21 protein-coding genes are annotated in these 21,465 nt (G+C 59.6%); 14 read left to right on the top strand and 7 right to left on the bottom strand.

The window, feature by feature from the left end; genetic code table 11:
- Positions 1-4 precede the first annotated feature (4 nt).
- From citC to IVB46_RS19530, 7 genes are all read left to right on the top strand, one after another.
- Positions 5-1,063: a [citrate (pro-3S)-lyase] ligase gene (gene citC, locus IVB46_RS19560; RefSeq protein WP_247343299.1), complete on the top strand. Its 1,059-nt coding sequence runs from the start codon at positions 5-7 to the stop codon at positions 1,061-1,063.
- Positions 1,060-1,356 carry a citrate lyase acyl carrier protein gene (gene citD / locus IVB46_RS19555; RefSeq protein ID WP_247313978.1) on the top strand — a complete coding sequence of 99 codons (297 nt, stop codon included), beginning with the start codon at positions 1,060-1,062 and terminating at the stop codon, positions 1,354-1,356. Before citC ends, citD begins: the two co-directional genes overlap by 4 nt.
- On the top strand, positions 1,353-2,219 hold the full coding sequence (locus IVB46_RS19550) for an aldolase/citrate lyase family protein (RefSeq protein ID WP_247313980.1): 867 nt from the start codon (positions 1,353-1,355) through the stop codon (positions 2,217-2,219). The genes citD and IVB46_RS19550 overlap by 4 nt, the downstream gene beginning before the upstream one ends.
- Before the next feature lie 31 nt (positions 2,220-2,250).
- On the top strand, positions 2,251-3,771 hold the full coding sequence (gene citF / locus IVB46_RS19545; protein ID WP_247313982.1) for a citrate lyase subunit alpha: 1,521 nt from the start codon (positions 2,251-2,253) through the stop codon (positions 3,769-3,771).
- A gap of 2 nt (positions 3,772-3,773) precedes the next feature.
- Positions 3,774-4,325 (top strand): citrate lyase holo-[acyl-carrier protein] synthase, encoded by a 552-nt coding sequence (gene citX / locus IVB46_RS19540; RefSeq protein WP_247313984.1) that lies wholly within the window; start codon positions 3,774-3,776, stop codon positions 4,323-4,325.
- On the top strand, positions 4,297-5,223 hold the full coding sequence (gene citG, locus IVB46_RS19535) for a triphosphoribosyl-dephospho-CoA synthase CitG (protein ID WP_247343296.1): 927 nt from the start codon (positions 4,297-4,299) through the stop codon (positions 5,221-5,223). Before citX ends, citG begins: the two co-directional genes overlap by 29 nt.
- A 73-nt stretch (positions 5,224-5,296) precedes the next feature.
- On the top strand, positions 5,297-6,127 hold the full coding sequence (locus IVB46_RS19530; RefSeq protein ID WP_247343293.1) for an N-acyl homoserine lactonase family protein: 831 nt from the start codon (positions 5,297-5,299) through the stop codon (positions 6,125-6,127).
- 441 nt (positions 6,128-6,568) lie between these two features.
- Here IVB46_RS19530 and IVB46_RS19525 read toward each other — a convergent pair whose 3' ends face one another.
- Together IVB46_RS19525 and IVB46_RS19520 are read right to left on the bottom strand one after the other, a co-directional pair.
- Positions 6,569-6,850: a hypothetical protein gene (locus IVB46_RS19525; protein WP_247343290.1), complete on the bottom strand. Its 282-nt coding sequence runs from the start codon at positions 6,848-6,850 to the stop codon at positions 6,569-6,571.
- A gap of 45 nt (positions 6,851-6,895) precedes the next feature.
- Entirely contained in the window at positions 6,896-7,150 is a 255-nt protein-coding gene (locus IVB46_RS19520; protein ID WP_247313991.1) for a DUF3551 domain-containing protein, read from the bottom strand.
- A gap of 893 nt (positions 7,151-8,043) precedes the next feature.
- Here IVB46_RS19520 and IVB46_RS19510 point away from each other — a divergent pair.
- From IVB46_RS19510 to IVB46_RS19500, 3 genes are all read left to right on the top strand, one after another.
- Positions 8,044-8,274 carry a hypothetical protein gene (locus IVB46_RS19510; RefSeq protein WP_247343287.1) on the top strand — a complete coding sequence of 77 codons (231 nt, stop codon included), beginning with the start codon at positions 8,044-8,046 and terminating at the stop codon, positions 8,272-8,274.
- A gap of 1,489 nt (positions 8,275-9,763) precedes the next feature.
- Positions 9,764-12,952, top strand: a complete 3,189-nt coding sequence (locus IVB46_RS19505; protein WP_247343284.1) for an efflux RND transporter permease subunit — start codon at positions 9,764-9,766, stop codon at positions 12,950-12,952.
- Positions 12,949-14,229, top strand: a complete 1,281-nt coding sequence (locus IVB46_RS19500) for an efflux RND transporter periplasmic adaptor subunit (RefSeq protein WP_247313999.1) — start codon at positions 12,949-12,951, stop codon at positions 14,227-14,229. Before IVB46_RS19505 ends, IVB46_RS19500 begins: the two co-directional genes overlap by 4 nt.
- Positions 14,230-14,384: 155 nt before the next feature.
- On the opposite strand, the gene IVB46_RS19495 is transcribed toward IVB46_RS19500, so the two are convergent.
- Positions 14,385-14,762 (bottom strand): hypothetical protein, encoded by a 378-nt coding sequence (locus IVB46_RS19495; protein ID WP_247314002.1) that lies wholly within the window; start codon positions 14,760-14,762, stop codon positions 14,385-14,387.
- Positions 14,763-15,521: 759 nt separating this feature from the next.
- On the opposite strand from IVB46_RS19495, the gene IVB46_RS45100 reads away from it, so the two are divergent.
- From IVB46_RS45100 to IVB46_RS19475, 3 genes are all read left to right on the top strand, one after another.
- Positions 15,522-15,803 (top strand): efflux RND transporter periplasmic adaptor subunit, encoded by a 282-nt coding sequence (locus IVB46_RS45100; protein ID WP_346016135.1) that lies wholly within the window; start codon positions 15,522-15,524, stop codon positions 15,801-15,803.
- A gap of 1,230 nt (positions 15,804-17,033) precedes the next feature.
- Positions 17,034-17,309: a hypothetical protein gene (locus IVB46_RS19480; protein WP_247314009.1), complete on the top strand. Its 276-nt coding sequence runs from the start codon at positions 17,034-17,036 to the stop codon at positions 17,307-17,309.
- 56 nt (positions 17,310-17,365) lie between these two features.
- Positions 17,366-17,587 carry a hypothetical protein gene (locus IVB46_RS19475; RefSeq protein WP_247314011.1) on the top strand — a complete coding sequence of 74 codons (222 nt, stop codon included), beginning with the start codon at positions 17,366-17,368 and terminating at the stop codon, positions 17,585-17,587.
- 553 nt (positions 17,588-18,140) lie between these two features.
- Here the strand turns inward: IVB46_RS19475 and IVB46_RS19470 are convergent.
- A complete protein-coding gene (locus IVB46_RS19470) occupies positions 18,141-18,629 on the bottom strand; it encodes a MarR family transcriptional regulator (protein WP_247314020.1) in 489 nt (162 codons plus the stop codon).
- Between the two features lie 385 nt (positions 18,630-19,014).
- Between IVB46_RS19470 and IVB46_RS19465 the strand changes: the two genes are divergently transcribed.
- Positions 19,015-20,406, top strand: a complete 1,392-nt coding sequence (locus tag IVB46_RS19465) for a HAMP domain-containing sensor histidine kinase (protein WP_247343280.1) — start codon at positions 19,015-19,017, stop codon at positions 20,404-20,406.
- A gap of 27 nt (positions 20,407-20,433) precedes the next feature.
- Here the strand turns inward: IVB46_RS19465 and IVB46_RS45095 are convergent, their stop codons facing one another.
- From IVB46_RS45095 to IVB46_RS45085, 3 genes are read right to left on the bottom strand one after another with little or no spacing between them, the layout of a single operon-like run.
- The gene (locus IVB46_RS45095) at positions 20,434-21,030 is read right to left on the bottom strand and encodes a sigma factor-like helix-turn-helix DNA-binding protein (protein WP_346016132.1); all 597 of its coding nucleotides are present in this window, start codon (positions 21,028-21,030) and stop codon (positions 20,434-20,436) included.
- 3 nt (positions 21,031-21,033) lie between these two features.
- Positions 21,034-21,228 (bottom strand): sigma factor, encoded by a 195-nt coding sequence (locus IVB46_RS45090; RefSeq protein WP_346016134.1) that lies wholly within the window; start codon positions 21,226-21,228, stop codon positions 21,034-21,036.
- Positions 21,162-21,377, bottom strand: a complete 216-nt coding sequence (locus IVB46_RS45085; RefSeq protein WP_346016131.1) for a hypothetical protein — start codon at positions 21,375-21,377, stop codon at positions 21,162-21,164. The genes IVB46_RS45090 and IVB46_RS45085 overlap by 67 nt, the downstream gene beginning before the upstream one ends.
- Positions 21,378-21,465 lie beyond the last annotated feature (88 nt).

Genomic DNA, 21,465 nt, shown 5'->3' with positions numbered 1-21,465 from the left:
ACCTATGAATATCGAAGCGGACTTCTACACGGTAGACCCGACGGATGCGCCTCACGAGATGAAAGAGATCCAAACGCTGCTTGCTGCAAACAATCTCGAACTGGATGGCCAGGTCGAGCTATTCGTCGTGTATCGACGAGAAGGACATGTTGTCGCCTGTGCCGGTCTGGACCACTATACGATCAAGTGTGTCGCCATCGCCCAACATTTTCGCGGGGAGTCAATCAGCCTGCGGCTCGGCAGTGCGGTTGTAACACTGGCAGCCGAGCGAGGACAGTTTCATCTCTTCCTGTACTCTCCGCCTCACAATCTGCCGTTTTTTCGCGGTTGGGGCTTTTATCCGCTGGTCGAGGTGCCGCGGCTGGTCATCCTGATGGAGAACAGTCCAGTCGCGATTCAAAGATATTGCGACGGATTACGTGAGCGGCGTCGGCCGGGGCGCAGGATCGGCGCCATCGTCCTGAACGCCAACCCCTTTACGCTCGGCCATCGCTATTTGGTCGAGCAGGCCGCGCACGCGTGTGATTGGCTCCATGTGTTCGTGGTCGGAGAAGACGCGTCGCTATTGTCTTATGACGATCGCCTCGCGGTCGTGGCGGCAGGCGTAACGCACATCGACAAGCTGACGCTCCATCCTGGCTCCGACTACATCATCTCCCGCGCCACCTTCCCCGGTTATTTCCTGAAGGAAAAGCCGCTGATCGACAGCAGCTGGGCCGCAATCGACGTGCTCCTGTTTCGTGAATACATCGCGCCGGCGCTCCGCATCACGCACCGTTACGTCGGCACCGAACTTTTCGATCCCGTTACCCGCTGCTACAACGCCGAGATGAAGCACTGGCTGCAGCATGCAGCCTCCGCGGCTCCGCCGATCGCGGTCGTCGAAATACCGAGAGCATCCGTCGACGGCACTCCGATTTCTGCGTCCCAGGTCAGACGATTGCTCGCACGACGGGATTTCGCCACCATCAAGGAACTCGTCCCCGCGACGACTTTAGAGTTCCTCGAGCGGAAAGTTTCGGCAGGCAACAACGTTTCAGAAATGGAGGGTCAAGAGCGATGAAGGTCATCAAGGAAGCAATCGCCGGCACCTTGGAATCTAGCGATGTGCTGGTCAAGGTTGCGCCAAGCGACAAGGGCACTCGCGAGATTGTGCTCAGGAGCGAGGTGATGAAGCAGTTCGGCAAGCAGATAAGGCTGGTCGTGGCCGATACGCTCGACAGCCTCTCGGTGAGCGCCGTAGCGATCGTCATCGAGGACAAGGGCGCGCTCGATTGCGTGATCCGTGCACGAGTTCAAGCGGCGGTATTGCGCGGCTGTGAGGCGTCAGAACTGGATTGGCGGAGGCTATCATGAAACTACGTCGTAGCATGCTCTTCGTCCCCGGCGACAACGCGGCGATGCTGAGCACTTCATTCGTGTACAAACCCGATTCGATCATGTTCGATCTGGAAGACGCCGTCTCGCCGCGAGAGAAGGACTCTGCGCGACTGTTGGTGTTTCAGGCGCTGCATCATCCGGCCTATCGCGACATTGAAACTGTCGTACGTGTCAATTCGCTTGGCACCGAGTTCGGCCTCAAGGATTTGGAGGCCGCGGTCAGGGGTGGCGCGGATGTGGTGCGCCTGCCCAAGACCGAGAATGCAAAGGAGATTCACGATCTTGAGGCTCACGTGGCGCAGATCGAGAGCACCTGTGGCCGCCCGGTCGGGGATACCAAGATCGTGGCAGCCATCGAGTCGGCCTCCGGCGTCGTCAACGCCGTATCGATTGCGACGGCTTCGCCGCGCATGATCGCAATCGCGCTTGCCGGATTTGATTACCTCGTCGACATGCACACGAAGCGCAGCAAGGGTTGGCAGCCTGAGCTGTTCTACGCCCGGGCTGCGGTGCTGCATGCCGCACGCGCGGCGCGGATCGACGCGTTTGATGTCGTGTACGGCAACGTGAACGATGACGCTGGCTTCTTGCGCGAAGTCAAGATCGCCAAACGGCTCGGGTTCAATGGGAAGTCCCTGATCCATCCGAAGCAGATCGAGCTTCTGCATCGAGCTTACGCGCCGACCGAGGAGGAAGTGAGTCATGCGAAGCGCGTCATTGCAGCGGCGGCGGAGGCGCGGCGCAAGGGGCTTGGAGTCGTGTCACTCGATGGGAAGATGGTCGACCCGCCTGTGATCGAAGAGGCTGAAATGGCACTCCAACTTGCCGAGGCATCCTGACTAAAACCACAATAATACGAAGGACGATGTCATGAACACCGCATCAAAGAACCTGGCTACACAGGACGCCTCGCTCGCGAAATTGGCGCCGTTTGCAGGAGCGAACGCCCAGACTCCCTATCTCTCAGCCCTCGACACCAAGTTGCACCGCAAGCTCTGCGGCTCGCTCGAAGAATCCATCCAGCGATCTGGACTCAAGGACGGGATGACAATCTCGTTCCATCACGCCTTCAGGGAAGGCGACAAGGTGGTGAACAAGGTTGTCGAGACTCTGGCCCGGCTCGGCTTCAAGAACCTCACACTCGCCTCGAGCTCGCTTCTGAATTGCCACGACCCTCTGGTGGAGCACATCAAGAACGGCGTCATCACAGAAATCTATACGTCCGGGATGCGCGGCCGGCTTGCCGAAGCGGTTTCGAATGGGCTGATGAAGCGGCCGGTACAGATTCACTCGCATGGCGGCCGGGTTCACCTGCTGCAGACGGGAGAGCTGAAGATCGATGTTGCGTTCCTGGGCGTGGCCTGCTGCGACGAGTTCGGCAACGCCAATGGCTCGCACGGAAGCTTGAGCTGCGGTTCGCTCGGCTATGCGAAGGTCGACGCCGAATATGCTCGACAAGTCGTGCTGCTGACCCAGGAATTGGTCGAGTTCCCGAATCATCCGGCGAGCATCTCGCAGGATCGGGTCGATCTCATCGTCAAGCTCGATCAGGTCGGAGATCCCGCGCTGATCAGCGTCGGCGCGGCACGCGTCACAAACAATCCGCGGGACCTGCTAATCGCTCGCCACGCCGCGGACGTCATCGAGCACTCCGGTTACTTCAAGGATGGTTTTTCCCTTCAGACTGGCTCTGGAGCATCATCCACCGCCGCCACCCGCTTTCTCGAAGAACGCATGACGGGCAGGGACATCAAGGCCAGCTTTGCACTGGGCGGGATCACCGGGAGCATTGCCGAGTTGCACAAGAAGGGATTGATCAGGGCGCTCGTCGATGTCCAGTCATTCGACGCCGATGCCGCGGAATCGCTGCGTACCTCGAGTGCGCACATCGAGATCTCGGCCAATGAATATGCGAATCCCACATCGAAAGCGGCTTACGTCGACCGGGTAAACGTAGTCATTCTAAGTGCGCTGGAGATCGATCTCGACTTCAACGTCAATGTGATCACCGGCTCCGACGGCGTGATGCGCGGCGCATCCGGAGGACACTGCGACGTCGCGGCGGCGGCCGATTTGACCATCGTCGTTGCCCCACTCGTGCGCAGTCGTATCCCGACGGTGGTGCGCCGGGTCACCACGCTTCTGACACCAGGTGAATCGGTCGACGTCCTGGTGACCGATCATGGCATCGCAGTCAACCCCAAGCGTCCGGAAGTCGAGCAGCGGCTGCGTGACGCCCGCTTGCCCGTCATGAAAATCGCGGAGCTGCGCCAGAAAGCTGTGGCGCTAACGGGCGAGCCCGAGCCCCTCGAATTCACCGAACGCGTTGTCGGTGTCATCCGCTATCGTGACGGTAGCGTGATCGATGTCGTGCGGCAGGTGAGGCACTGATCATGTGTGCGCTGGCCGAGACCGCCGTCGCGCGCGCCGTCAGCCTCGAACAGATGCTGGCGGCTCGAGAGCAGCGAGCCGCGCGTCAAGCCGCTGCCTTGGCGTGCTTTAGCAAACCGCTCGTATCCATGACTGTGGTGATGCCCGGCCCGGTGAAGGATGGCTGGTTGCCCCGACGGGTACTGAGCGAGGCGCTCAAGCAGTTGGAGGCCATCTCAGATAAGCGCGGGTGGCACGTATTGTCGCGCGAGGTCTTGTGGCGGGAGACCGGTCCCGAAGCGCTCTACGTCATTGATGCGGAAGCGCGGATCGTCAAGTCGGTCACCGCCGCTCTGGAAGACTGTCACCCGATCGGGCGTCTTTGGGATCTCGACGTTATCGCGCCTGGAAGTGGCCCGCTGTCCCGTCGGGAGCTGAGCTTTTCGCCGCGCCGCTGCCTGTTATGCGGGCAGCCTGCCCATGCCTGCGGCCGCTCGCGCTTGCATCCGCTCGAAGAACTACTGAGCACGATAGCCAGGATCGTTCATGACTATGATCTGCGCTCAGTCAATTAGTCCGCTGACATCATCGGCGGGGTACGAGCCTCTGGAGAGGACTGCCAGCGCGCTCGCCGCGTACGCGGATCGGGCATTGCTCACAGAGTTGATGCTCACGCCCAAACCCGGATTGGTCGATCGACGAAATTGCGGCGCTCACCATGACATGGACATGCACACGTTCCTGGCCAGCGCGCGCGCCATTGCACCTTGGTGGCCGCGTTTTGTGGAGATCGGTAATTCTTGTGCCTATATCGCCGCGAGTGCATCGCTCTCGCTGGTACGTCCGGTCGGCGTGCTCTGCGAACAAGCGATGCTGCGGGCGACCGACGGCGTTAACACGCACAAGGGCGGCATCTTTTCGCTTGGCTTGCTCTGTTTCGGGGCTGGTCGTCTTTTAGGGCGTGGGATCTCCATAACGCGCGAGCGTCTGTGCGATGAGGTTGCCAGCATCTGCGTCGGGCTAGTGGATCGCGAGCTGAAGGCCAGGGGAGAGGCGCGTACGGCGGGCGAACGCGTCTTCCGGCGCTATGGGGTCGTCGGCGCAAGGGGCGAGGCCGCTTCGGGATATGCGACGGTGCGCGAGGCCGCGCTACCGGTCTACGACCAATTGCGGTCGAGCGGTATCAACGAGGAGCTGATGCTCCTGCAAGTGCTATTGAATCTGCTCGCCGTCAATAATGACACCAATCTTCTGTCACGCGGCGGTGGCGCCGGCCGGGACTATGTCCGCGCCTACGCCAGAAGGCTCCTCGAGGAGGGTGGCGTTCTGGCGCCGGACGGATTGCGCAAGATGGCCGCGTTTGATGATGCGCTGATCGCGCGCCACTTAAGTCCGGGAGGGACGGCAGATTTGATAGGGATCACCTGGTTCTTGGCGCGGTTTCCCATCCATGAAGCGCTGGAAGCACAATGATACAGAACGAAACAGAAGCCACGTCAAATCACATCGGACAATTTTTTTGATGACACGGAGGACGGAAGCAGCCATGCGTATTCATGCAATCCAAACCGGCTTCGTTAAAATAAAACGTGCGCAGGTCGAAGGACACGGACACGGGTTGGCACGACGGCTTGCCATTTTCACCGACCGGAACTGGACCGAGTGGTTGCCGACATACGCTTGGGCGATCGAGCACAAGGAAGGCGTTATCGTAGTCGATACTGGCCAGGGAGCGCATTTGCTCGAAACCGGAGCGTCGTATCATCCCTTTGCCAGATGGGACGTCGTTTTTCGAATCGATAGGGAAGAAGAAATCGGTCCGCAATTGCGTGCGCTGGGCATTGGACCACGTGATGTAAAAAAGGTCGTTCTCACTCATTTGCACATGGACCATGATGGCGGCCTGGCACATTTCCAAAATAGTGAAATCCTTGTTGCCTCCGGCGAACTTCGCACGGCAAGTGGATGGGCGGGGCGAATACGCGGATACCTTCCTCATCGTTGGCCCTCCTGGTTTGATCCAACAGCGCTTGAACTCGCCGCGGAACCGTTTGGGCCCTTCGCTCGCAGCCGACGATTGACACATGCTGGGGACATTGTCGCGGTGGCCACTCCAGGTCACACTGCGGATCATGCCTCCGTACTAGTACGCCAGGAGGACGGCACAACGCATTTTCTTGCTGGCGATACCTCCTACAATGAGCGCCTGATGCTCGCCGGCAGGGTGGACGGCGTCAGTGCGCACGAGGGCATTTCCTGCGCAACGTTGGACTCGATTAGAGTTTTCGCCCAAGTCCATCCGACGGTATATCTGCCGACGCACGATCCCCAATCCGCTGTTCGCCTCGCAAACAGACAGCTGGTAGGTCTATCGTAAGCATCAGGCCGCGCGGAGCGACTGAACTTGGGGAGAGACCGCGCCGGATGACACGCTGAGCATGATTAACTCGCGGTGGTTCGTTGTACTGCACGCAACGCCAGCGGATGAAGCCTAACAAATTTCAGCCAAAAACTCCGGCGCGAAATCGTTCGGGCCGGCATCATTTTGGCAGGTGACAGCAGTAACCTATGCCGGGGGGTGAAGGGATATTGCTTCGGCGCGCTTTCGGTCGTGCCGAACACGCCAAGGAAAGCGCAAGGAAAGCGCAAGGAAAGCGGCTGAATCGGTCGCGACGAGTTCGCCACTGTGCTTTCACCCGCGAGTTATCGCGCTTAAGCAGTTGACGTGGATTTCCCATGCCGAAGTACCGGAGGGACGACGGATCACTCAAGCACCGACTTTCGAATCTGCGCCGTCAAAGCCCGCTGCACCAGAGGATCAACCGCAGTAGGGCGGCCGGTGATATGGCGGATAGTGGTAGTGGGGATTGTAACAGTCCAGGCCATAGTCAAACAGGCCACCATAGCCAGGCCAGATACCCCCGAAACGGTGCGTTGCGGAGTGACGGAAGCCGGAGCCGTCGGCCACGTGGTCACCGAAGCTGACGCGGCCGCCCCCGAAGCCGCCGATGTGGGCACCGCCACCACGCGCTTCTGCTCTAGCCGCAAGCATGCTTGCGGCGAGCATGGTGGTCACCAGCATTGTCATAATTCGTCTCATCGTGACGTTCCTTCTCTTGTGAAGCGGTGTCGGAAAATAGGACCGCTACCAATGCGGGATATAAGCCCGATCATTTTCGTCGTCGCCAGCGGTCTTGCCATAGCATTCCGCGGCAATTCCAGACGCGGTCTCCAGGCACTGTGCATAGCTCGTGAAGCTGCAATCCGTGCCGCCTTCGTCATAGGATATGCAGTAGTGTCCGGGCGGGACAATGGGCCCCGCCGTCGCGGCGGAGCCGGACAAGGCAAGTGCGGACAGCGCAGTTGCCGAGACGAGTACGAGTATTGGAATCGATTTCATATTGAACCTCCATCATCAGTTGCCTTCATTGAAGTGAGATCTGACGTGGATGAAATCGATTATAAAAACCTTCATGTTTGCTGGGAGTGGCGTCGCACCTGGGCCAATGCAGAAGTGATGTTCATGCAAGAAGTCGGGCCGGAGCATTGTTCTCCGGCCCAACATTTTCGCGGTCGCGGCTGCCGGCCTCGGGCCCACACAACATCAGTCTGCTTCGTTGTTGCGCCGGCGCTCTGCGATCAGGACAGATCAGAAACCTGTCTCGGGTTCACAAGGCGGGCCGTTGTCCCAGGGCTCGCCCGCAAATGAGCCGACGCGGGGAGCTAGTTGACAGACGCGTCCGTCAGCGTAATGCCCAGTGGCAGCAACGTCGACGTTATCCCGGTGCGAAGTGATATGATTCTCGCGAGCCATGGCCGGACTTGCCAGCATAGCGGCGGTGATCAATCCCGCCGATAAGAGCTTAAATTTGGTCATTTCAGTTTCTCCATTGGATACGAGAGACCAACGTTTTGGCCTCGCTATCGAAGTGGGAAGGGTTACGAGTCCTCACAGCCAAAACTTTCTCACGTCTTTTCAAGATAGCGCGAGTTCGCGCATCGCATAATGATAACGCGTGAGAAAGAGGATTGTCTGCCAATCCGTGGCCGATGCAAAACGACTCAGCGACGCTGATCGGCAACTCGTGCGCATTCCAAAACGCGGTCCATAGCTCCAAAATTCGAGCCAGTCATTCTGGCCGTCTCTCAATCGAGTGGCTGATCATCGTGCAAGAGGCTCACGGCGCGTTGAACGATTGTGAGCTAGTGTTGCGTTCAGAAATTCGTATCTGCCCACATGTCACTTGGAGAAGCCAAACGACTTTGGCTTGCTGCATCCAAAGGAGAAGTTCAATGACCACAATCAAGCTCTTTTCGGCCGGATTGATCGCTGCCGCCATGCTCGCAACGCCCGCCATGGCTCGCACGAGCCATGTAACCTCGCGGCACCTCGCAGAGGACGCCAATGCGAACGCCTCCCCGACCGCCCGCTATAATGACGGCCGTGTCGGCATTACAGCACCGCGCATCGGTGCATTTTCTACGGCGCCCCCCGGACGGGGAAAATTGCGACGTCGGCGATAACCCCCGTGTATGCTGAAAAAGCTGCGCAGAGAATGGATCGGCCCGGCTAAATTAGGCGCATCTCTGCTATGGGCTCGGAGCTACCTGGTGGCGCGGCCAGTGTTTATGCGGCAAACAGTGCTTATGCGGGAATGGGCCGCGCTAGTCCCACATTCCGCGCCCAGCGCTACCACTCTTACGACTCCGCACCGGACACCTTCCTCGGCTATTATGGTCGCCACCATCCATATCGGTGAATGAGAGTCACAAGGTGAACCAGAACACAGGACGAGCGACTGACCCGTTTCGCTCGGGGTCAAAGGCTGACCATGGGAGACCGTCCGCTATAACTTCGCACGTTTCAGCGTCGGCCACGGGTCAAAACATCGTAACTCCCGAATTTAAGTTTTGCACGGATTGCTGCGCGGCTGGCGACGCTTGGTTCGCCGCTGCCCGTACGACGATGGAGACCAAGTCAGAATTGCCATGACGCAGCGCGATCAAATATACCGCTGACGTGAACCGCTTTGCCCTTCGTGGATGGCCAACCCAGCGCAACATTGGCGATGCAGCGTGGCAATAAAGCGCGCGGCATGAGATGGCCTGCGGAAGTCACGGTCACGAGCCGCGAGGTACCTAAACATGATAGATCCATCAGACCTGACCCGACGCGCTTCCGAATTGACCGAACTTGCTGACCACGAAGACGACCCAAGAACGCGTCAGCGCTTGCTGAGGATGGCCACGTACTATGTGGAGATCGCAGAAATCGAACAACGGGCGGCAGCCCATCCAACGTCGATAGCGTCCATCGGCGAACTCTTCGTCAAGAAATAAGTGCGTCTATCGGGACACAGGTAAGCGCAGCGCGCCTACCGAAGCCCCGCCCATCGAATTGCCAGTGCTGCGCTGGTGGGAGGAGTAAATGCTCCGGCGCTGGAGGGCGGTCGTGCCCGCGCGATTAATCGCCCAAACGTAGCGGGCGCCTACGTGCGCAAGCCGGCGAAGATCCGTTGCTTTCGGAGGCTGATATTTGCGTCCAGCCCGTCTGACATCCCATCGAACCGCGCTTGCAGCGGCGCCTGCTGCTGAGGAGTTGTTTGTTCCAATCCCGCGTGAGTGGATGAGAGGGTGTCTATCTCGTTTTGGCCGCCGACATGCGTACATTGATGACTGGGATCAATTCAGAAACATAAATTGGAGTTTAATTGGGATCGTTGCGCATGGCGGTCATGTTTCGGGTAACCGGAGCTTTCGCTGCTCTGATGAGAGCTTTGTTGGATGAACCTTGCACGAAGATATTTCGAAAACGAGACAGGCACGGACATCGAAGAGTCTGCGCACGCAACGGCCAGCTATCTCGGAGGTAAAATATGATCTTGTTCCTCACGCGCCTTTACCCGACAGAGTGGCATGCCGACATGCTCGGTCCGGTTGTGCAGGTACAATCAAAATAGCGGACGCAGCCGGTTGGCAAATGGAATAACCGGGCACGCAGCAAGGAAAGATAATGGGCATCGTTCGTTTCGCTCTCCGATTTCCGCACACCTTCTATGTGTTGGCAGCGCTGATTGTGTTTCTTGGCGTCGCCGCCGTCAAGTCAATGCCGACGGATATCTTTCCAGAAATCCGCATCCCCGTGGTGACGGTCATTTGGCAATACACCGGTCTCACCACGCCGGAAATGGAGCAGCGCGTCACCACCTACAGCCAATATTCCATCAGCTCTAGCGTCAACGGCATCAAGAACATGGAAGCGCAGACCCTCAATGGTCTGTCGATCCAAAAGATCTACTTTCAGCCGAATGTCAATGTTGACCTCGCTATCGCGCAGATCGTTTCCGCCACCAATTCGATTCGCGCTCTGATGCCCCCTGGCATCCAGCCACCGATTGTCGTGCAGTTCAATGCGTCGAGCGTCCCGGTCCTGCAGCTCAGTCTCAGTTCGGACAGCCTGAACGAGCAACAGCTTTACGATTTCGGCATGTACCGCATTCGGCAACAATTGGCGCCGGTACCTGGCGTCACTCTGCCGACGCCGGCCGGCGGCAAATATCGTCAGATTATGGTGGATATCGACCCGGACAAGCTGCTGTCGCGGGGGCTGACCCCCCTCGACATCGTGAACGCAGTCAATACGCAGAACCTGACGCTGCCATCGGGAACGGCGAAGATCGGAGACACCCAGTATACGGTGCGAACGAATGCGACGCCGGCGACGATCAATGATCTCGACATGATCCCGGTCAAGTTCGCCAACGGCGCCACCATCCTCTTGAAGGACGTGGCACAGGTCCGTGACGGATCACTAGTACAACAGAACATCGTGCGCGAGGATGGCCGCCGCTCGGTTTTGCTTAGCGTGATCAAGAACGGCAATGCCTCGACGCTGGCGGTCGTCAACGGCGTGAAGAACGCCCTGCAGGCGATCCGCGCCGCCGCGCCGGCCGGACTTAAGGTCAGCCAACTGTTCGACCAGTCGGTGTTCGTCACGAACTCTGTCAATGGCGTACTGCGCGAAGGCGCCATCGCGGCTGCTCTCACCGCGCTGATGATCCTGATTTTCTTAGGCTCCTGGCGGTCGACCCTGGCGGCAATGATTTCGATTCCGCTGGCGATCCTGTCGTCGCTCATCGTGCTGTACTTTCTGGGCGAAACGCTGAACACCATGACGCTGGGCGGTCTTGCGCTGGCGGTCGGCATATTGGTGGATGATTCGACCGTGACCATCGAGAACACCCACCGTCTATGGACCGAAGAGGGTATGCCGCTTGCCGACGCGACCCTGCACGGTGCTGCGGAAATCGCGGTCCCGACGCTGGTTTCGACGCTTGCTATCAGTTGCGTGTTCACATCGGTGGTGTTCCTCGACGGACCGGCCAAGTACTTGTTCACGCCGCTCGGACTTGCCGTCGTATTTGCGATGCTGGCTTCCTATGGATTGTCGCGGACCCTGACTCCGATCACGATCGGGTTGCTGCTCAGGAGCGAACGTCATCACACGGACGAAAGCACTCCCCCCGGGGGCATTTTCTCGCGGATTTCCGCCGCATTCGAGCGCGGCTTCGAGCGCCTGCGTGACGGATATTCGACATTCCTGGCGACTCTGCTTCGCCGGCGATTCATCGTGCCGATCGTCGCCGTGTTGATGCTCGGTCTCGGTGCGGTGATGTTGGTGTTCGTTGGCCGGGACTTTTTCCCGCTCATCGACGGTGGCCAGATCCAGCTTCACGTTCGCGCTCCCGCCGGCACCCGCATCGAAAGCACCGAGGCGATCGTCCAGGCGGTTGAGGACAAGATTCGCGAGATCGTTCCGGAAAACGATCGGTCCCTTATCGTCGACAATATCGGACTGCCGGCGCGAGCCTATAATCTGGCATTCGCCGACGGTTCGACGATCGGAATCAATGATGGTGTCATCCAGGTGGCGCTCAAGGAGGGCCACAAGCCGACCGCTGATTACGTCAAAAAATTGCGTGAGGTACTGCCGGCCGCATTCCCGGAGGACACATTCTATTTCCAGGCGGCCGATATGGTAACGCAGATTCTGAACTTCGGACTGCCGGCTCAGATCGACGTTCGGACGGTGGGCTACGACAAGAACAATCTTTCGGTTGCAAGGGAGCTCCGGCAGCGGCTTGCGGCCATACCCGGTATCGTCGACGCCCATCTGCAGCAAGAAGTCGACGCGCCGGCGTTCTTCGCCCACATCGACCGGACCCGCGCGGCGCAGCTTGGCCTCAATGCAAGCACGGTGGCCACCAATATCAATGTCAGCCTTAGTTCGTCGGAGCAGGTATCGCCGAACTTCTGGACCGATCCGACCTCGGGGATTCCGTATTATCTTGCCGTGCAAACACCGGAATACAAAGTCAACTCGCTGAATGCGCTAGGAAACACGCCGGTTTCCGCGTCTCTGGCGACGAGACTCGGCCAAACGGTTCCGGGCATGCTCACCAATGTCGCGACGTTCAAGCGGGACAAGGTCGCCACCAATTCTAACCAGACCAATATCCAGCCGGTGTTTGACATCTATGCCAGTGTGCAGGGCCGCGATCTCGGCAGCGTGGCGGCCGACATCAACAAGGTTACAAAGGAGCTGCAGAAGAAGCTGAAGCCAGGCAATGCAATTCAGGTGGTTGGCCAGATTCAGAGCATGAACGCCGCGTTCCGGAATCTGGGCATCGGCCTGCTGTTCGCCGCGGTCTTCGTCTATCTGCTGATGGTCGTGAACTATCAGACCTTCGGCGATCCATTCGTGGTGATCCTGGCCCTGCCGACGACGCTCTGCGGCATCGTCACGATGCTGTTCATCACCGGTACCACATTGAACGTACCCTCGCTGATGGGGGCGATCATGGCGGTCGGCGTTGCTTCGGCGAACTCGATTCTGCTCGTGACCTTCGCGCGCGAGCAGCAGTTGAAAGGTCACTCCGCCTTTGAGGCCGCGCTGAGCGCCGGTCACACCCGAATCCGCCCCGTGCTGATGACGGCGGCCGCGATGATCGTCGGTATGATCCCGATGGCGATCGGCGGCGCCGGCGAGGAACAGAACGCTGCGCTCGCGCGCGCCGTGATCGGCGGCCTGCTGTTCGCGACGCCGACAACATTGCTGATCGTGCCTTACCTGTTCGCCATGCTGCGCAAGGGTAACGATGGAAAGCCTCACCATGGCGTATTCGAGGAGATTCCGGAGTGACCGAGATTCGTGTGCAGCCGAAAAGTGAAAATGTCGAGGATCGCGTTGATCCGGAAACCTATCGGGTTGTCGAGCTGCCCGATGGGGGTCGCGAGGGGCGACGTCGTTACGGAGGAGTGCTGTTCGGCGGAAGCGCGCTGCTGCTATTGCTGGGCGCCCTTGGAATAGGGGGCTTGCGCCACTACCAGGCCGGCCTCGAGGTCGCGGCCACCACACAACAGAGCAGGACTTTTGTCCCCAACGTTCGCGTCGCGGCGGTCCGCGCCAGCGACAGCAAGATTACGGTCAGTTTGCCGGCGACCACCACGGCATTCGAGGCGGCCAATATTTTTGCGCGCACCAGCGGCTATATTGAAAAGCGCTACGTCGACATCGGTGATAGGGTCAAGGCCGGCGCCCCGTTGGCGGACATTACCGCCCCCGAGCTTGACCACCAGATTGCGCAGGCCAAGGCGACGCTGGCCCAAGATCAGGCGACATTGCGGCAGACCCAGGCAAGTCGCGATCTCGCCCAGCTCACCAATGCGCGCGACAGCAATCTGGTCAAGCAGGGATGGCTCACGCTTCAGCAGGGCGACAACGATCGCCTGACCCTGCAGGCGCAGCAAGCAGCGATGGGAGTGGCTCAGTCGAATATTGCCGCCCAGGAAGCCCAGATTCGAATACTCGAGCAGGAGAAGGCCTACCAGCGCGTCGTGGCGCCGTTCGACGGCGTCATCACACAGCGCAACATAGACAACGGGAGCCTGGTGCAGTCCGGATCGACCTTCATGTTCACGCTAATGCACCCCAATGTGATCCGGACCCAGGTGTTCGTTCCCCAAGACGAGGCTTTCGGGCTTGGGCCCGGCGTCGAGGCAGTGGTCCGTGTCCCCGAGATTCCGGATCGCACCTTTCCCGGCAAGGTCACGCGAATCGCTACCGCGTTGCAACCCGGCAGCCGGACGCTACTGACCGAGATCGACATTCTCAATCCGGACGGCGCGCTCAGTCCCGGGATTTATTGCACCGTCGAATTATTTATTCCGCGCAGGACGCCTTCGATGATCGTACCGGCCGACGCGGTTGTATTCGATCAGAATGGCCTGCATGTCGCGGTGGTCGAGAACGGCACCGCCCGGCTGCAAAAGATCACGATCGCGCGTGACTTCGGCACGGAAGTCGAAGTGCACGACGGCGTCAAGCCGGGCGATCAGGTCATCCTCAATCCGATGGTGAACCTGGCGGACAGCAGCAAGGTCGCGGTGCGCACAGTACGCAAAGCGCAAACAAGCTAAACCGCCGCGGAGGAAGGAATTGCGATGCGACGCTTGCTATTCACAACGGCCATCCTGCTAGCAGGCTGCAACGCCTGCCTGGCGCAGATCTCCACCATGGGCACCACAGCCATGGGCCTTCCATCGACACCGGCTACGATCGTGACGTCCCCGCTCTATGGCCCGAGCCCGTTTTCGGCGACGACCGAGCCGGGCGCTCCTGACACGACGCTGGCGCCGGTGCCTCTGGCTTCTGATCCTGCAACGCCGGGAACCGTCGTCATCTGCTCCACACCAACAGGGCAAATCGCGCCTGGAACTCCGTCGGTGCCAGTTACTTCCATGTTGGCAATTGGCAGCACAACCGGAACGACGCCATCGGTTTCCACGCCATCGACCATATCGACAGTACCGCCTACCTCTGCCACGTCCACAACTGGTAACGCGACCACAGAAATGCCCGCGAACCCGTTGGGGACCATTCCAACGTCAATCACAGGCAGCACGACCGGGACCATTTCGCCGGTGTCCCCGCTCGGCAGCTCATCGACCACCGTATGCAGCTCGACACCGGGAGGTCCGCCGACCAATGGTGCGGCTTTGCCGCTCTCGACCCCCGAAGTGCCGAGCAGCCCCCCGCTTGGCACGATTCAATCCACGGTCGCGGAGCTTGCCGGCACCAGCATCGATCCGACGATGATCGTGGTGCCGACGCCGAATACGTCGGCTTGCGCCGAGAGCATGACGAAAAATCTGGCAACGCCGGGCGTATCGCCTGCATCGCCATCAGGTTGCTGACCTAGCAAAACTTGGCTTTCCCGAATTGCCAACCCAGATTGGCTTTGCGACTGATAGGCTCCAATTCAGGAATGTTGGGGGTGGACCTTGAGGTCACGTCATGTTTGGTTACGGCGACTTGTCAATCGGATTTGCAGTCCGTTCTGGGTCTATCTGACATCGTCCCACGATCCCGGCGTTTTCTGTCCCTTACAAAGCCCAGGCCACGTTGGCGCAGAGCCGGGGAAGCCTGCAGCAGACACAGGCGAGCCGCGAGCTCGCAGAGGTCACCAGTGCGCGCGACAGCGGCTGGTCAAGCAGGGATGGTTGACCGCCCAGCAGGGCGACAATGACCGCCTGACACTGCGCGCGCAGCAGGCGGCGGAGGCAGTGGCGAAGTCGAACATCGCGGTCCAGCAACCTCAGATCAAGGTTCTGGAGCAGGACAAGGCCTATCAGCGCGTGGTGGGTCCATTCGACGGCGTGACAACCCAGCGTAACATCGATGACGGCAGCCTGGTGCAGGCCGGTTCGACATTCATGTTCACGCTGATGCATGCGGATGTCATCCGCACACAGGTGTTCGTGCCCCAGGACGAGGCGTTGGGTGTTCAGCCGGTATCGATGCAGTCATCCGGGTCCCGGAGCTTCCCGGGCGAGCGTTTCCAGGAAAGGTCACGCCGATCGCCACCGCGTTGCAGCCCGGCAGTCGCACGCTGCTGACCGAGATCGACGTGGCCAATCCGGATGGTGCGCTTCAGCCGGCATCTATTGCACTGTTGAGCTATTCATTCCACGCAAGACGCCGTCAATGGTGATACCTGCGGACGCCGCCGTGTTCGATGAAATGGCCTGCATGTCGCAGTCGTGGAGAACGGTGTGGTTCACATGCACAAGATCTCGATCGCGCGTGATTTTGGCACGTAGGTCGAGGTGCACCAGGGAGTCAAGCCGGGCGATCAGGTGATCCTCAACCCGATGCTGAACCTGGTCGAAGGAAACCGGGTCTCTGTTCGCGGGCCGCAGACGAGCTAATCGATGCGGTCGGCCCCGGGTGCTCCGAGCTCGAGGAGAGGCCGATCAGCGGCGCGGCTTGGTGAATAGCCGTCTCCAATTTGGGCTCGCGAGCACGCGGCTGCGGATCAGATAGTATCCTAAGCGGGTCACAGCGGATTGACGGGCTGTGAGCAAGACTTGCATTCGGATCTCCCGCATCAATCCGCACCTCATTCACAGAGTAAATGCTCCTTGTGTTTGAATGGAGAAGGTTGATGACAATGTTGAAGATCTTGTCGGCGGCACTGATCGCCACCACGATGTTGACGACGGCTGCGAGTGCATATGAGAACCCCATGCATAAACGGCACGCCGTGGAGCACGCCCATCCTGGGAGCATCTTGCCCTTCGCCGATGAATTCGACCGCCATCCCTGGATGTCCGGCCCCCCCCCGTCGACGCCTATTCCACGACGCCTTCGGAACAGCCGGGCGGCATCTGTGACCATGGCGACAATCCGCAGATATGCTGAGGAGCTTGTCGCCAGATGCGCGATCGACCCGGCATGCGTTCAGGGCCGCTAGCGAACCTGAAGGCCTGTCCCGGTCGGCGGGCGCGTCGATGATCAGCAGGAAGACGGCCGACCGAGCTGTCCCAAAACGTTCGTTCGAGCGAGAACAGTCTCCTCCAGGCGGCGACGCGACCTGCATGGCGGCAGCACTGCCACTCGTGTTGGAATCCGCCGCTGCCGGATTGGCGAGGTCCATCGAAAATGCTTTCGCTACATGCAGCCGTGTTCCGAGTCGGCATCACGCTCGGCGCGGGGCTGATGCTGGTGTTGAGCGTGTCGGCGTCGACCGTCGGCGACTGAATGGTTCCGGGTGGAGAGCCCAGCGCGACATCGGGCGTGGAGGCCGGCAAGGCCGCAGCATTGGCCAGCGTGTTTCCAGGTGCCGACGTGCACGAACTTCCCGGGTCGAGCTGCCGAGCACCGGCGCCGGTGCGATCGTGCCCGTCGTGCTGCCGGTACCGTGCACACCATGGTCACGGGCATGGCCGTCGGCAAGGTCGGCGACAGGCTTGAACTTGTCGGCGCGGCCGGCTCTGACATGCTGGGGATCGTGCCCAAGGCGCTCAACGCCGAAGTGGGACTAACAGAAACACTGGTGTTTGTGGAGGTGACGCTCTCCACGGAAGGCGAAAGCTCCACCTCGGTCGGCGCGCAACTCACGCTCGTCCTGGAAGTGTCGGGTCTTGCGCCAGCGGAGGTGAAGCCAGAGTGGTTGCTGGCGCACCTGAAACGGTTGTGGGCGAGAAAAGGCTCGTAAACGGGCCCGGGCTGGCCAGTGGAGACGACACAACAGCGCCCGGTGTCGGTATCGCCATGGCCGTCGTGCCCATGATCGAGGTGAAACGTAAGCAGTGGGCCGGCAAGTCCAAGGTGCCGAAGGCGCCGCCTGTCATAGACATACCTGTCATGGACATGGAAGGCGATCCCATGCCGGCGCGGGCAAATGCCGTGCTGGTTGAAGCGCCACGGGAGAGAGCGATACAAAGAATGGAAAGCATTTTCATGTCGAAACTCCTTTCGCGAGACGACAGGTAGGTGTTGTTCTTGCGGCTCGGAGTAATCGGTGTGGGTAGCCGCGGTCCTGCGGCGAGTGTTGTTGCCGCATTGCGCTTCGGCTACGTGCCCACATCTCGATCCAAATCGATGAGCACGGAACACGCAACGCCCGCCGGCCGGAAGTGAAGTTGCACTTACCGTATTGATCGAGAGCCTTCGTAATCAGGCGCGTACCAAAACCGCGGCGCTTGGGCTGCTTCACCTCCGGACGGCCATCCTCGCAGCAGACAAAGGGGCGAGCTTACCGGCGGCGCCGAGTGCCTGCTGGATCTCCCAGGTGAGACTAACAGTCCAGTCTTTTGAACGCAGCGCACCGTATTTCCTGGCCTTGGTGGCGAGTTCATGAACGACCACGTGCAACCAAAGCGCCAACCGACCTCTAGCAGTTGGGGGGAAGTTCAGGATTCCGGAGGTCCCGTCCTGCTGATATCGATCCATCTGATCTCTTTTTTGCTACTAGAGATAGGGGGACACAATAGATGGCCGAAAAACTCAGGCCACTAAACTGGCGTTTCCTGCACTAAATCCGAATTTAGCGGCGCTTGGCCGATCGCTCGTCATCCGGCCGGAACCTCCGGTCCACTTTGCGTTGGTAGTCCAGCAGCCGGTCACGGATGCCAGCTACTTCTCGTTGTATCCTGACGAGTTCGCTGTCGGACATCCCGAGGGCTTCTTCGGCGCAGGCAACGAGATTCGCGGCTTCGGGATGCAGCGCGAGCCCCCGATCCGTCAGGCGCACGCGGACCTGCCGCTCGTCTTCGGGATCACGCGTGCGGACGATGTGGCCGATGCCTTCGAGTCGCTTTAGGATTGGCGTCAATGTGTTCGATTCAAGGAAAAGCGCTTCGCCCAATTCTTTGACCGTACGGTCATCTCTTGCCCAGAGCACGACCATTACCAGGTATTGAGGATACGTGAGCCTTATTCTGGTTAGCAGCGGGCGGTAAAACTGATTGAATGCATGCCCTGCCGAATAGATCGAGAAGCACAGCAATTCGTTCAACGCGGGACCGCGCTTCATTTGGGTCTTTTGCCGGATCTGCCGCTTCTTTCGTATCGCCACTGGAGCCTCCCACAAGTTATACTTGAGTATAGATCGCGCGCGATTGAATCGCCAGCGTTGACAACGAAAATCGCAGAAGATAATTTAAAGCGCGCACGATCAAATCGCCAACGCGCATTGTGAAACGTGCCGGTTCGTCCGCGGAGGCTCAACGATGAGCTCAATCGTCTCAGGCGACTCTCCCAAGGCACTCGCTGAAGTCCTGCCAGAGATGCAGGCTGAACCGGTGCATGCCACGCGCGTTGCAGCTACGGACCAGCTGATGATGGCATCAATCGCGCGTCGGGTTAGGCAGCCCTCTGCCGCAGCCAGCCTATCGAAAGCTGCGCGTTGAGCCATGCCAATGAGCCTACATAAGCGACTGGCGTCGACGAGCTTCCGCTGGGCCAGTCTGTTTTCAGACGTGTGCGCGATGTGCTTGCTGCTGACATGGGGATTTTTGCATTGGTGGATCTCCAGCCAGGCGATTGTTGACATCGATCGGGCAATTACCGATCTGGCCGATGCCTTTTCCACACTGCCAGCCCAGCGGTTGAATGAGGAGCTTCAGCAGTTCCTCGAGCGGGATCTGCGCCGGGTGCATCTAATAGGGCGATTCGCAGAGGATGGCAGCCGCCTCGGCGGCAATGTCGAGACTCTGCCATTTGGGCTGGCCGCTACCGGATACGCTCGGGAATTTGCCATGATACGCCTCGAAGCCTTGAGGCGCGAGGAAACGGTAGCGCGCGCTATTGTCCGTCGACTTGACGATGGATCGGCGCTGGTCGTCGGTCGCAGCATCGACGAAGTAAGGCGGGCGGGAAGTGCGGTGGATAGCGCTCTGGCCTTGAGTGTCGTCCCGGTCCTGTGCTTTGGATTGGCGGCCGGAGCCCTCAGGAGCAGGAGGGCGCGCGCACGTATCGATTTGTTTGACCGATCGGTTCAGAAATTCCTGACAGGGGATTTGCGCGAGCGCTTGCCGCTGAGGGGCACGAACGATCCGTTGGAGGAGTTTGCGATATTGTTTAATGCGAAGCTAGATGAGATCGAGGCTCTCATCCGCGGGCTCTCCGGCGTCGGAGATCAGATCGCACACGATCTGCGCACGCCGCTGACGTCCGTCAGGATGGTTCTCGAGCGCGGCCGCGACGAGGCAACGCGCCACGACCAGATACAAACGGTGTTTGAACAGGCCATTGGTGGGCTTGATCGATCGCTTAACGCGATCACGGGGTTGCTTCGCATCGCCGAGATCGATCAGAATAGGCGCTTGGCGGGATTCGCCGATATCTCTCTAACGGAATTCGTGCGCGCAGCCGGAGAGCTCTATGAGCCGCTCGCCGAACAGAAAGGCGTCGCTCTGATCGTGGAGGCGAACGACGAAATCATCGCCTGGGGCGATCGCGATCTCCTGCTCGAAGCCATTTCCAATCTGGTCGACAACGCCGTGAAATATACGCCGCGAGGAGGCCGGGTCGAACTGAGGCTATGCCGCACCGGAAACGACGACGTCGTGCGTATCATCGATACTGGGCCTGGGATCCCTGAAGCGGAGCGAGATCTCGTCACCAGACGCTTTTACCGATCGGAGAGGACCCGTCGTGCGGCGCCCGGCCTTGGACTGGGGTTGAGCCTCGTTCACGCGATCATAAAGCTGCACGGCTTCCGATTTACGATCTTGCCCGGGCCGGGTTGCGTCGTGCAGATCTCGCTTGCCCGGGCTTCGTCGCGATGTTCAAGCCTGAAGCCGGATTGATTGGCCGGCCCGCCCAGTCTGGGACGCCTATGCTGCTTCTTTTTGAAGTTCGAACTCTGACCTCGGTGAACGCAGCTCCGCATCCGGCCTCAAATGCCTTCTTGCAGCCCGCTTGACCTTTACAAAGGCACTAGTCTCGGTCCGCCGCACGCGCTCGCTGGAAATCGAGAATTCGCGCGCCAATTCATCGAGCGTAGGAGGCTTCTCGCTCAGCCGCCTTGCTTCGAACACTCGCCGCTCCCGTGTCATCAGCGCATCCACTGCCGCGTGAAGTGCGCCAGATTTCCGTGCCGCTTCGTCGTGCTCGGCCAGGATCATCTCGGCAGTGGGCGACTGGTCCACCAGCATCGACTGCCAGTCCGTTGTCTCGTCCTCCCCGTTGACGGGCCTGTTCAGCGACAAGTCGCCATTCAATCGGCAATCCATCTCGATCACCTCCCGAGGGGTGACCTCGAGCAGTTGAGCTATGGCTTCAGCCTTCTCCGGCGTGAGACTGGCCGTCTCGCCCGCGAGCTTTCTCATTTCGCGCCTGAGACGAAAGAACAACTTCTTCTGCGCAGCCGTTGTTCCGATCTTGACCAGCGACCAGGAGCGAAGAATGTAATCGTGGATGGTGGCCTTCATCCACTACAGCGCATAGCTCGAGAAACGCGAGTCGCGGCCGGGCTCAAATCGTGTTGCGGCAATAACCAGCCCGAGGCTGGCTTCAGAGATGATGTCGGCGAGCGGAAGACCATATCCCTGATAGCCCTTCGCTACCTTGGCAGCGAGCCGAAGATGGCGAGGGCGTCGGCTGCTCTGCGAACGCCAAGCTCTTGCCAGCGGCGTGCAACTTGCTGCTCCTGCTCTTCTTCAAACGTATCGAATCGTCTGATCGCGGTGGCGTACTCGTCATGATGAGGGCGCGGCGACCGATCGATGGTCGTTATTTCCACACTGGTTCGCGCGACAGCTACGTTGCAGTCTTGCATTTGTGCAGCTCCGATGGGTTTGAGCCCGGCACGCAAACAATGAGGGATGGAGCACGGTGGAGCTATTAAAATGGAATTCCGGCGCTTA

This window comes from Bradyrhizobium sp. 61, from assembly GCF_023073075.1.
Taxonomy (GTDB): domain Bacteria; phylum Pseudomonadota; class Alphaproteobacteria; order Rhizobiales; family Xanthobacteraceae; genus Bradyrhizobium; species Bradyrhizobium barranii.
The sequence above is the reverse complement of the archived record's forward strand: the minus strand, read 5'-3'. Positions and strand labels throughout refer to the sequence as shown.